5 protein-coding genes are annotated in these 12975 nt (G+C 61.6%); 3 read left to right on the plus strand and 2 right to left on the minus strand.

Features of this window, described 5'->3' with window-relative positions; translation table 11 throughout:
- Position 1 precedes the first annotated feature (1 nt).
- A complete protein-coding gene (locus Pla111_RS15300) occupies positions 2 to 1204 on the minus strand; it encodes a RimK family alpha-L-glutamate ligase (RefSeq protein ID WP_146575320.1) in 1203 nt (400 codons plus the stop codon).
- A gap of 69 nt (positions 1205 to 1273) precedes the next feature.
- Positions 1274 to 3517 (minus strand): amino acid permease, encoded by a 2244-nt coding sequence (locus Pla111_RS15305; protein WP_146575321.1) that lies wholly within the window; start codon positions 3515 to 3517, stop codon positions 1274 to 1276.
- A gap of 219 nt (positions 3518 to 3736) precedes the next feature.
- Here Pla111_RS15305 and Pla111_RS15310 point away from each other — a divergent pair, with 219 nt between their 5' ends.
- The 3 genes from Pla111_RS15310 to Pla111_RS15320 all read left to right on the plus strand — a co-directional run bounded on the left by Pla111_RS15310 (position 3737) and on the right by Pla111_RS15320 (position 12963).
- Positions 3737 to 7138, plus strand: coding sequence for a mechanosensitive ion channel domain-containing protein (locus Pla111_RS15310; protein WP_146575322.1), 3402 nt, complete (start codon positions 3737 to 3739; stop codon positions 7136 to 7138).
- 174 nt (positions 7139 to 7312) lie between these two features.
- Entirely contained in the window at positions 7313 to 8155 is an 843-nt protein-coding gene (locus Pla111_RS15315; protein WP_146575323.1) for a fumarylacetoacetate hydrolase family protein, read from the plus strand.
- Positions 8156 to 8343: 188 nt separating this feature from the next.
- Complete coding sequence (locus Pla111_RS15320) at positions 8344 to 12963, plus strand: LamG domain-containing protein (RefSeq protein WP_146575324.1); 4620 nt, start codon at positions 8344 to 8346, stop codon at positions 12961 to 12963.
- Positions 12964 to 12975 lie beyond the last annotated feature (12 nt).

The raw sequence follows: 12975 nt of genomic DNA on the forward strand, positions 1-12975 counted from the left end.
CTCAGCTCTCCAGCCGCTCGACCGTGGCCGGATCGAGTCGGTCTGCCTTGATCTTTTTCTTGCGTCGTTGCCGCTTGGGTGCCAAGTCGCGCATCGATTCAAGCTTCCCGTAGCACAAGAGCACGTCGCCAGATTCGAGCTCACGTGAGTCACGCGGGTTTGAGATCACGCTTGTCCCCCGATGGAGGTTCAAAACGACGATATCTTTAGAACGGAGACCCGAATTGGCGATCGTTTGTCCGACATACTCCGATCCCTCGGGGATCATCACATCGGCAACACCGTAACCCTTTGACACGGTCAGGCGTTGGCGGAGGTCGATCTCGGGGAAATTCACTTGATTGGCCATGTAGTCGATGATCGCCCCCGCGATGTCTAGCTGGGTCGCTCCCTCAATACCTTCCAGCCCGGGAGAGGAGTTGACCTCCATGATCTGCGGCCCGTTGGTCCCTTCCAGCAGGTCTACGCCAGCCACACGCAGTCCCATGATCTGCGCCGCCCGCACGGCAGTTTCTTGGTACACGGGGTCCAGCACGACCGCCTCGGTATGACCACCCCGGTGGACGTTGCTGCGGTACTCGTCGCCCTGCGCGACACGGCGCATTGCCGCGACCACGGTGTCGCCAACCACAAAGGCGCGGATGTCGCGTCCCTTGCTCTCTTTGACAAAGTGCTGGATCAAGACGTTTTGCTTGGCGGTTTGTAACGTCTCGATGATCGCTTCGGCCACTTTGGTGGTCTCGGCGAGGATGACCCCGACCCCCTGTGTGCCTTCGAGAATCTTGATGATGATCGGCGCACCGCCGATCCGCTGGATGGCGGGCATCACGTCCGCACGGTCTCGGACGAACGTGGTGTAGGGGATGCCAATCTGGTGCCGGCTGAGGATCTGCAACGAACGCAGCTTGTCGCGTGAGTTGGCGATGCCGTTGGCGGTGTTGGGCGTGTAGATATCCATCTGCTCAAACTGCCGTACGACGGCCGTGCCGAAGTACGTTATCGACGCCCCGATCCGGGGCAGGATCGCATCGTAGTCCGAGAGCTGCTTGGAGCGGAAAAAGAGGTTGGGCTCTCCCTCCTCGAGCTCGATCGCAAAGCGCAAGGTATTAAGCACCCTTACGGTATGCCCGCGTTCTTCGGCGGCTTGCTTTAAACGGCGTGTGCTGTAGCACTTAGGTGCGGCCGAAAGAATGCCCAGCTTCATTAGAATCCTGCCTTGTTAACAAGCCTTGTCGATGCGTTGCGGCTTCCGTGAGTGCGTCATCTTAGCACGTCACGAATCGAGCGCCATGCCACCGGCACTGGCGATAAAGAGCACCCGAGGCAGCCCGCCAGCCAGATGTTCCATGCGCAGATAGAAAGCGGCTTCGTCTCCCTCAACGGGTGCCTCGAAGCCAAGCAGCGCGATCGCTGCGGCCGCGGAGGTCTCGCGGATTGTCCGCATCGCGTCGTTGCTGACGACGACCACGGGTTCGACACGGATACGCGACGCCGCCGCCAGTTCGTTGATGTGATCAAGCACGTCGCTGATCGCTTCGGCGTTGGGGACAACGCGAAGCACACGGATCTGATTCCGGCGCCACTCCGGGTTGCGTTGCAGCAGATGCGCCAACAGCATCATTAGCTCACCGTTTTGCATGCCACGCCACCAAACGTCGATCGTTCCGACAGGGGCGTCCCACAGCGCGTCGTGAGTCTGTTGCTCTGACATCCCCGGCTCTGGCGGCGCGTTGTCTGCCGTGAGTCGGGCGCAGATAACGCTCCGCCGGAGTCTCGAGAGCAGTCGAAGACTCGCTCCGAAAGCGAGTGAAGCCGATTCCGACTTGGGCCAGCCGAAGAGCACCGTGTTGGGCTTGAAACCACCGATACCGTGGCACTGCACGAGCGACTCCACGCCATCGGACAGATGGTTCTCCACCACTACCGCCGCGAAAGCCCGGAGTTCTTCTTTGGCGATGAACGTCTTAAGCGCGTTCTCGTAGCGTTGCCGGCGCTCGGCATGGTCTTCCACATCGCCGCGTACGACCTGAGCAAGCGTCAGCACACCGTGACCGGCGGTCAGCCACTGGCCATAGATCGCCAACAACGGTCGGCTCCAGGCGCTGCTGGCGAGGGCGAGCACCACGGGGCGCCAGTTCTTGGGGTGGTAAGCTTCCTCCTCAAGACGGAGGAGGGCTTGCCGTGCCCGTTCAAAGGCAACGCCTCCGCGCAGGTCGCCCCACCGCCCTTCGATCTCCATGAAACGGATATAAGCGTAGATTGCCCCGATCACGGCGATGGCGACCAACGCCCAGAGCCAGTTGATCAGCAACATCACCGCCAAACACCCGACCGCGCCCAGCAGCGAAAGCGACCAGTGGCAGTAGCGAAACGTGGGGCGATAGCTTGGGTTGCGTGTGATCGATTCGTAAAAGGTCGCGAGGTTTAGCAGCCCGTACGTGATCATGAAGAACATGGTGATAATCGGCGCGATGGCGTTCAGATCGCCCAGCAAGACGCAAGCCTCAGCAATGACGAACGAGAAGACCGTTGCACGACGCGGCTCGCGCGACGGCCCGCTGACCGCCGCGAAAAATTTGAGCCAAGGAAACACTTCGTCGCGAGCGAACGCCTGCAAGATTCGCGGTGCGCCCATCATCGATCCCAGCGCACTCGAGAGCGTGGCCGCAAACACGCCCGCCGTGATCAGCAGGGGCCAAACCGCGACATCGCGGATCACCATGTTGTTGTCGATCAATTCTTCATGGGGGCGCACACCGGCGAGCAAGACCGCCAGTGTGAGGTAGATGAGCGAGGTGACGACAACTGCCGCGAGGGTTCCGCGCGGAATCGAACGAGCCGGATCGCGGAGATCGCCCGACATATTGGCACCCGCCATGATGCCGGTGACAGCGGGAAAGAACAGCGCGAAAACCGTGAAGAAGCCCTGGCCTTCCCGATAGTGCGGCGAAAGATTGTCTGCCAGCAACGTGGTCGAGAAGTCAGTCGCCGCCCCCAGATAGAATGACAGCATCGAGAGTCCGAGCACCGCCAGAATGCCGTACTGCACCTTGATGGTCCATCCGGCCCCGATGTAAACGCAGACAAACACGGCCATGTTGACAAAGCTGGCGATCGTCACCGAGTGCGGCGCGAGCGTCGGATACGTCGCGACAACGGCCTCGGTAAAGCCGATGACGTACATCGCCACGGAGATGGCTTGCGCTAAGAAAAACAGCACGCCGATCGCCCCGCCAAACTCTACCCCCAAGCTGCGGCTGATGAGGTAGTAAGCGCCACCACCACGAACACGTGTGTTCGTAGCGATCGCCGATAGTGAGAGGCTTGTTAGCGTGGTGATGGCTTTCGATGCCAGTACCACCGCCAGTGCGGCCCACAAACCGGCTTGGCCGACCACTTGGCCGAACCGCAGGAACATGATCACGCCGAGAATCGTCAGCGTGCACGGCGTGAAGACACCCCCAAAAGTGCCGAAGCTGGGCCCCTTGGGCTCGCTAGCGTCGGTGGCGGCTGGCATTGCTAGCCTTAGGGGCGGGCAGAGAATGGGTCACAAAAGAATGCCTATCGTACAGGAGCGTTCGACGCCACAACACCGGACCAAGCAATCGGTCATTCTCGGTATTTCGAGGGCTTGCTCTTGTCGCTAGTCTCTCAACTTCCGCGACAAGGATGTCGGGAACGTTTTGCTAGCAACGGCTGTTGTCGCAGGCTAGAGCTGCCATGGAAGGCGCACCAAATGAAGTTTCTGGCTCTTGCCCTCACGTTTGCCTTCAGCCCGCTTGCGCTAGCTGAGTCTCCGGCTGCCGATACGGTAGCAGAAACCAGCGACGTTTCGGCTCCCGCTCCAAGGTCTGAAGCAGGAGCCGACGAAGCGATCGCGTCGTTGAAGGATCAAGTTAAGTCGCTCCAAGAAGAAATCGGCAAGGCCGAAGGCCTGGCCGAGGAACCGCGCAGAGCCGCTCTGGCCCTGTGTGACAAGGCGAGCGATTGCTTGGCGGACGAGATCAAGCTCGCCAACCTGGCCGCGAAGCTTCGAGCGGAGATGGAAGGAAGCCAACCGGTTCCGACCGAGGTCCCCAAGGATATCCCTGCCGCTGCCGAGGTTTCCCTGGTCGGGCTCGACCTAGAGACCATCCGCGTGCGGATCTCTCAGGCTGCTGAGCAGCACAATGTGTTAGTTGCCAAGGCGGACGAACTGAACCGAGAGATAACGAGACGCAACGAACGCCGCCAACGGCTACCGGCGCTGCAATCCGAATGCCGAGAGACGCTTAGCAAGACGGAATTGTTGTTGGCCGAGAGTGCCGATCCTTCGGCACCTGCACTGGTGCAGCGGGCTCGCCGGCTGTGGCTACAGGCCCGCTTCGCCGCCAAGAAGCAAGAGATCCAGACCCTCGACCAAGAGACCCGCACTTACGAGGCGGGCGTTCGTCTGTGGCTCGAACGGAGCGATAAGGCTCAGTCCGCGGTCGAAACGTCCGCCGCGTCGCTGCGGACGCTTGAGACACACGCGGCGCAGTTTCAGCAGAAAGAAGCTGAGCGGCAGGCGCGGGTCGCCAAATGGGCTGCGGCGAGTGCTCACCCGGCGATCCATTCGGCGGCCGCGGAGAATGCCGAGCTGGCTGAACGCAATACGGCACTCGTTGCCGACATCGAGGCCTCTCGATTGATGATCGAAGAAGCGACCTCGCTGCGCGAGACCTTACAGCATCGGCTCGACGACGTGCAAAAGCGGAGCGAAGCTTCCGCGGGATCGCAGCAGATTGGCCAGCTGCTGCGCACCCTGCGTGAGCAGATGCCGGACCTAGCGGGCTATCGTCATCGCTTGCGTGAGCGTCCTTTGCGGATCTCGAAACTGGGGATTGAGCGATACGACTGGGAGAATCAGCGTCACTTGTCGCGTAACATCGAAGAAGCCGTCAAGCAAGAGCTTGCGGGAATGGAGACCGATGCGGATGTCGTTTCGGCAATGAGAGGTGTGATGCTCGCCCGCCGCGAGCTGCTGACGCAAGCGATCGGCAACGGCGCTAATCTGGCGACCCGCTTGGAAGAGTTGGATGCTGCTGAAACGGGCTTGATGAGCGTTGCGCAGACGCTTGATGCGTTCATTGCCGAGAAGGTGCTCTGGGTTCGCAGCGCGGCACCAATCGGTCTATCCGACGGCATGCGGGTTGCACAGCTTCCACGTCAGATGGATTCTCTGGGGAAGGTGTCTGCGGGGATCTTTACCCGGCTAACGGATGACCTACGCTCGGCACCGGCACTGTGGATGCTTCTTGTTTTGACATTAATCGGCTTCCTGATCACCCGACGGCGCGTTCGTCGACGCTTGCTAGAGTGCGGCGAAGCGGCGTCACGGGTCGGATCGACCGAGTTTCGACCAACGCTGGTCGCTAGCCTCGCGACGCTTGTTATGGCGGCACCACTGCCGCTAGCGATCGCCTTCTTGGGATGGAGAATGCACCACGTGGCTGCCGGATCAGGATTGTTCACCTGGATCGCGTGGCCGCTGGTTCTTGTTGCCGGTGCCTACGCCATGCTCAATACGGTTCGCCACGCCTGTCGTGTGGGAGGACTGGGGGATCGCCATTTCGGGTGGGATTCTAACGCCCTGCGCCAGCTCAGCCGTGGTTGTCGACGTCTCCAACTTCTCGCCACCCCACTCTTGGCAACCGCGATCGGCATCGAACTGACCGGACAAGCAGAGCTGATCAGCGGTCCCGGGCGTTTTGCGCTCATGAGTGCGCTGCTGGTGATCGCCGGCGTATCGTGGACGGTGCTCCGGCCACGCGGTGCGGTGGTGCTCTCGATCGTCACGGGCGTCGAGCACCCGTTTGCAGCAGCTCTAGCGCGCTGTGCGGGGACCGTATCGCTGTTGATGATCACCGGGATCTTCGTGGCGACGACCGCCGGCTATCACTACACCGCCATGCAGCTGACGCGGCTCTCGTTGATCAGCATTGTTGTGGTCTTCGGATGCCTCGCGCTTCACGCCATGCTGACACGGTGGCTGCTTGTGTCGTATCGGCGCGCCGCGATGCGCCGAGCACAAGAACGCCGTCGCGCCCTGGCTGATGCCCAGGAGCAAGGCTCCGATACGCCGGTCATTGAAACCACGCCGCAGGTAAGCCTTAGCGACATCAACCGCCAGGCCCGGCGTCTTGTCGGCATGGCCGCTGCGTTGGCGTTCTTGGGTGCCATGGGCATTGTCTGGAGCGATGTCCTGCCAGCACTGGGAGTGATCAGCCGTGTTCAGCTGTGGTCGATTGCCGGTGCCGCCGGCGCGCCTGCCGAATGGATCACCCTTGCCGATGCCTTGTGGGCGGGACTTGCCCTGTTTCTCACCTGGTACGCCGGCAAGAACTTGCCGGGCTTGTTAGAAATCGCCGTCCTGCAGCGCTTGCCAATCGATGCGGGGGCACGTTACGCGGTTAGTTCACTAACCGGCTACGCGATCATGGTCGTAGGCGCAATGGTGGGTTGTCGGTACCTAGGCGTGGGATGGACGAGTGTCCAATGGCTCGTGGCGGCCATGTCCGTGGGCCTTGGTTTTGGTCTGCAAGAGATCTTTGCCAACTTCGTGTCAGGTTTGATCTTGCTGTTCGAGCGACCCGCTCGCGTGGGCGATACGGTGACCATTGGCGCAATCACCGGCACGGTTACTAAGATCCGGATCCGTGCAACCACGATCCTTGACTGGGACAACAAAGAGCTGATCGTTCCCAACAAAGAATTTGTTGTCGGCAACCTCGTGAACTGGACTCTGAGCAATCCTAACTTGCGACTTGTGCTGACCGTCGGCGTTGCCTACGGCAGCGACACGAAGCTCGCTACCGAGCTCTTGTATCGCGTGGCGCGTGAAAACCCGAATGTTATTGCTGAGCCCGAGCCGGTTGTTGTGTTTACCGAGTTCGGCGATAGCGCCCTGACGTTTGAGCTGCGGGTTTTTGTCCGCGAGTTAGCCATGTTCCGGCGTTTACGACACGAGCTAAATATGTCAATCGACAGTCTATTCCGCGAGCACCGCATCGAGATCGCGTTCCCGCAGTGCGACCTGCACGTGCGTTCGTTGCCCGCGGCTCTCGACGGCATCTGGAACCAAGGCAAAGAGCGCGTCTCCCTCAGCGATGCCGCTTAGCCAACGCCGCCGGACCAGCAGAGAGTATCTGGCGGATACCCCGTCAGCCTGACCGCGAGCCATCGGACCGCCTGCCATCGGGCCGCCTAGCCACCGGCGGCAGCGGAGCAGTAAAGTGCTTAGACCACAGGGAGGGCAGGGGCCCCCCGGTTATCGATAGCGCTGACTGCCACTATGAAACTTCTCCGATACGGTGAGCCGGGCCAAGAACGGCCTGGTGTTCTCGATGCCGATGGTCAGATCCGCTCGCTCGTGGGGGTGATCGACGATGTCGCCGGAGATGCGCTTGCGCGGGAGTCGTTGGCAACACTCGACGCGATCGATCTCTCAACGCTCCCGGTCGTCTCGCCAGTAACTCGCCGCGGCCCGTGCGTGGCGGGGACGGGGAAGATCCTGTGCATCGGATTGAACTACGCCGACCACGCCGCCGAATCGGGTTCGGCCCTGCCGGCCGAACCGCTCGTCTTTATGAAGGCGATCAGCGCCATCACGGGCCCGGATGACCCGCTCGAAATCCCGCGCACCTCGGAAAAGACCGATTGGGAGGTCGAGTTGTGCGTGGTGATCGGCGAGCAAGCCAAGTACGTTTCGGAGGCTGATGCGCTTGGCTACGTTGCGGGATACTGCGTGATGAACGATGTCTCTGAACGGGCTTTTCAGAAAGAACGTTGTGGGCAGTGGACTAAGGGGAAGAGTTGCGACACCTTTGCGCCGATCGGTCCCTATCTGGTGACGGCCGATGAGGTTCCGCATCCTGAGCGCTTGCGGCTGTGGCTCGAAGTGGATGGTCGTCGTTATCAAGACGGCTCGACCGAGCAGATGATCTTCGGCGTCGCCAAGCTGGTCAGCTATTTGAGCCAGTTCATGACCTTGCACCCGGGCGATCTGATCTCGACGGGAACGCCCCCCGGCGTGGGCATGGGGCAGAAGCCCCCTGTTTTCTTGCGGCCCGGGCAGACGGTTCGTCTGGGGATCGAGGGCCTCGGCGAGCAGACACACGGGACCGTCGCGGGCTGACGACCCGCAATACGCGTCACGGCGACGTCAGCGCAGGCTCGGATTGTGCGGCTTGTACCGTCCAGACGGAGCATAGCGAGGACCGAGACTAGCCTAAGAGCGGCAGGGCCATTTCCTTAGCGGCCCTTATCGCAGAGGTGGCGTAGGGTTGGACGGTTTAGTCCGTTCCGCTTGCGTCACTTTCTGCCATGTTCTTGCTCTACAACTCACGGGGCGATCAATCCCGATCGCTGGTTTGGTCGTTCGCGGTTGCGCTCATGCTGTGGGTGCCGTCTTCGGCGTTGGCTCAGCGGGTGTCGTTCATCTACGCAGACAACGTTAACGGAGTAACGGCGGACGAGAACGCCCGTCGGTGGTCGTTCGAGCGAATGGGATTCGCCACCCGGGGCGACTGGGCGGGTAACACCCAGTCGTGGTTCACAACCTATGGCGCAAACCGACTCGCCGATGCCTGGTACGTTCCCCGATCGATCGATCCGACCGTGCTGGGCGACAAGATGCGCCTGTATCAGCGGGGAGTGGTTATCGAGGGGAATGCCTTCGACACTGAATTCGGCGTCTCAGCGACCGATGGCGTCGCGACGACGGGGACCTCCGTCACGACGCTCACCGCGGCGCACCCCGTCACGGCGAATGTTGGCGCTGGAGTCTTAGCGCTCTTTCCTGGATCGACATCGCTCTCGCCGGTTACTTTGCCGCTAGCGTTGGGGGCTTCGCGGCTGGGTGATCTTGGCGCTGACCCTGGCTTAGTAGCGATCGATACCGGTGGGGCGCTGGCCAACACGATCGGCTCGACCAGCGTCGCCACGGGCAAGCGGGTGCGCCTTCCCTGGGGCTCGGGGCCGGTTGATTACACCAATCTTTCAACCAACGGTTTGCGGTTGGTGGAAGACGCACTCTCCTGGTGCGCTGAGGCCCCTGACGCGACCGGGCCAACTATCGTGCTCGTCGTCGATGAAGATGGCGTTCTGAGCGATCAAGATCGCTGGCGTCTGCGACGCCTCAAGCACTGGAACTTCCAAACGATCCTCCTTTGGGACGGCGCCTCGCAAGTCCAGTACGACGCCGCGATCGCCGCGGCCGACGCGGTGTGGATCGCCGCCTCGTGCGACGCCGCCGACATCGGCTACAAGCTCCGCGAGGCGACTTGCGGCGTCGTTAGCGAGCTGGCGGAACTCGACACGGAGTTGGGCTACGCCACTTCCGATGGCATCTACACCAACGCCTCGTGGATTTACATTCTCGATCGTTCGCACCCGGTTTCTTCAAGCTTCAGCTTTGCAGGGCCGGCCTATGGTTACACTCTCTTTCATGATTTCAGCTACGCCAACAACAACTATCCTGGTAACAATCAGCCGCTCGCTCGCTTGCAGGGAACAGCTGCGCCGGACCTGCGTCAGTTGGGGACCCAATGGAGCAACACCACTCTGGCAATCGTCGAAGCGGGCGATCAGCTAGCCAATTCGTATAACAGCAGCAACGTGGCTGCTGGCCCACGCGTGCGACTGCCCTGGGGGGGCAATGCGCTTGATATTCGTCATCAGTTGAGCTGGGGCGACGGGGCGCGCTTACTTTATGACGCACTCCGTTGGGCGTCGGGAGCAAATACCGGCTCGCTCGTAGCCCACTATAAGCTTGATGAAGCAAGTGGAGCCACGACAGCAATCGATAGTTCGCCGTCCGGGTTTGATGGCGCCATCAATGGGGCCGTGACTCTTGGCGTTACTCCCGCGCGGCGTGGTCTAGCGGCCCGCTTTGACGCCAACGGCGAGTACGTGCTTGTCCCAGCCAAGCCCGAGCTTGCGGACTTGACCGCTAACGGTGGCGATGTCTCGATAGCCTTCTGGGTTCGTCCCTCCGCCGTGCCGCACAGCGACTGGCGCAATCTCTTTATGATCGGAGGCGAGAACTCGAGCGATCGGGGGCCGCTCATCATGCTGCACCCCAACCGCCGAGTCCACGCGTGGTTCTCGACCGACGCGGTGCCGGGCGGCGAAGGCCGATGGACCAGCGCGGAACTCGACGAAGACCAGTGGCATCACCTGTGCATCGTCAAGAGTGGTCAGCAGTTACGCTGGTACGTCAACGGTGAGTTCGACGGATCGCACGTGATGACGGGCGTGTCGATCGCCACCAAAGGGGAGCTACGTATTGGTCGGCAATCATGGTGGGGCACCCCGTACGCCGACCTCGACGATGTGCGGGTGTATGACTATCCGCTCTCCGATCAAGAGGTCGCCGAGCTCCACGCCGACCTGATACTTCACCTCAAGCTCGACGAAACCAGCGGCGCCGTCGCCGAGGACAGCAGCGTCTTCGGCCACGACGGTGAGTACCGCGACGGCGTGACCCTGGGCGAGCCGGGGGCAGTCGATTCTTCTGCGGAATTCGACGGTGTTGACGACTTGGTCACGGTACCAATCGATGTTAGCGAGACGGACCACACCTCATCCCTGTGGTTCAAGACCACCGAGGCCAATTGTGGCTTCTTCGCAATCACCAACGCAACACCAGGTGACGGCAACATCGATCGTCACCTATGGCTGTCTGGCGGGCAGGTCCGTTGCAGGACTTGGAGCGATGAGACCCTAATAAGCTCAGTAGGGGGGCTCAACAATGGTAGATGGCACCATGTCGCTCACTCAACGGGACCCGGAGGTCACAAGCTGTACGTTGATGGCTTGCTCGTAGCAACCGGTTCGAAAGCAGGGTCCAACTATCACTGGCAGACCCGCGCCATAATTGGTTGTGCCTGGACACCGGAAACACCGAACCGTTACTTCACCGGTCAGATCGATGACGTGCGCATCTACAACCGCGTCCTGACCGACACGGAGGTCTTCGAGCTCGGCGGCAGCGGGCTGCGGCTGCACCTGAAGCTCGACGAGACCTCCGGCACGGTCGCCGAGGACAGCTCGCCGTTCGGCAACGATGGCACGCACGTCGACATGCCAACCCTGGGCGACGAGGCGATCATCGAGCGCGGCGCCCCGTACCTCAACTCTGTCGGGTGGGACCGCACCGAGTTGCCGCACACGGTTGTAGACGGGCTGGACGAGATCACCGTCGCGTGGTGGATGAAGACGACCAAGACGGGCGAGCAAGCCATCCTTAGTGGCGCCCGTTCGGGCAGCCCCAACGCCTTTCTCGTTTACGTTGGCAACCACCAGCAATTGCGGCTGTACGTCAACGAGTCGCTCACAACTTGGTCCGTGGACGCGATCTCAGACGATCGCTGGCGCCACTATGCGATGACCTACCGCTCATCAGACGGAGCGGCGGGTCTCTACATGGATGGCGAATTGATCTCAACAAACACGCACCCGACCCGCGCCACGCTCGATGTCGATCCGGGGGGGCTGATGATCGGACAGGAACAGGACTCCGTCGGCGGGGGATTCGTCAGCAGCCAGCAGCTCGCCGCGACGCTCGACGACTTCCGCATCTACGGCCGCGTCCTCTCGGCCGAAGAGGTCGCCGACCTCTACGGCCTGGTCGGCCACTGGCGGATGGACGAAATCACTGGCGACACTGTTGTGCACGATGAGACCGTCTTCGCCAACGATGGCAAGTACGACAACGCGCCGACACTCGAGCAGACTAGCCCCTACCCCAGCCCCGCGGTGCAGACCGCGGTGCGTTTCCAGCCGGGGCAGGAGACCGACATCCCGAACGATGACCATCTCGAACTTGGCAGAGACAACGCCGATTTCACGGTCGCCTACTGGCTGAAGAGCAACAAAGATTACACCGGTCAGTGGCGTGAAACGCTCAAAAAGCACCTCAACGGCACGCGCCGCACACCGGCGATGTGGCTGCGCCCATCCGACAACCGCATGCACGTGCGTATCAGCACCACGCATAGCTGGAACGAAGGGACCGCCGACACGCAGGCCACGTTTGATCCGGGCGTCTGGCGGCACGTCGCGTACGTAAAACAGGGGAGCAAGCTGTCGATCTACGTGGATGGCGCGCTCGACCGATCCACAACGCTTAACGGAACGGTGGTCTGGAACAACGGGTCGCTCTACTGGGGGGCTCGCCATCCTTCGCAGCAGAGCGACGTGACCATCGACGACGTACGGGTCTACTCACGCGCGCTCAATAGCTGGGAAATCGCCGAGCTGCACGGCATGGTGGGCCGCTGGAAGCTGAGCGAGACCAGTGGCGGCGTGGCGGTCGACTCTTCAGGCATCGGCAACCATGGCGCCTATCTCAGCACGCCTGCCTATCAGCAAGGGCTGCCAGCGCTTGCCGAAGGGCCCTACGGCACGCGTTTCTCCGGAGGAGCGATGGTGCAGGTCGATTCGACCCGTCACTACCACATGAAAGCGGGCGTCGCCGTGGCGGCTTGGGTCTATAACGAAGGAGGGGACGATCGGTTCAACATCTTGGGCTCCGACCTGCAAGAGGCCGTGGCGCTGAGCGTCACGGCGGACCACAAGCCCGTGCTGCGACTGAACCAGGGATTGCCTGCTGGCTATGCCGGCCTCTTCGCGCAAGAAGGGGACCGCATGATCCCCATGAACGCCTGGCGCCACGTTGCGGCCAGCTTCGATGGCTCGGAGGTGGTTTACTACCTGGACGGCGTCGAAGTCGATCGGCACGACGCCACGGGGCTGACGCTCGGCTTTGCCGACGCGCCGCTGCTGCTGGGGCAATGCCTCGATAGCTCGGTTGCGGGCCGTCTACACGACGTGCGACTCTACAACCGGCCGATCGGCGGCGAGGAGGCGCGGGCGTTGTACTACGGCGAAGCGACTCCCGGCTTGCGGATCACGAGCTGGACCGAGATTGCGAATCCCTGATTCGCAAGCTCG

The sequence above is a fragment of the Botrimarina hoheduenensis genome, from assembly GCF_007859815.1.
Lineage (GTDB): Bacteria > Planctomycetota > Planctomycetia > Pirellulales > Lacipirellulaceae > Botrimarina > Botrimarina hoheduenensis.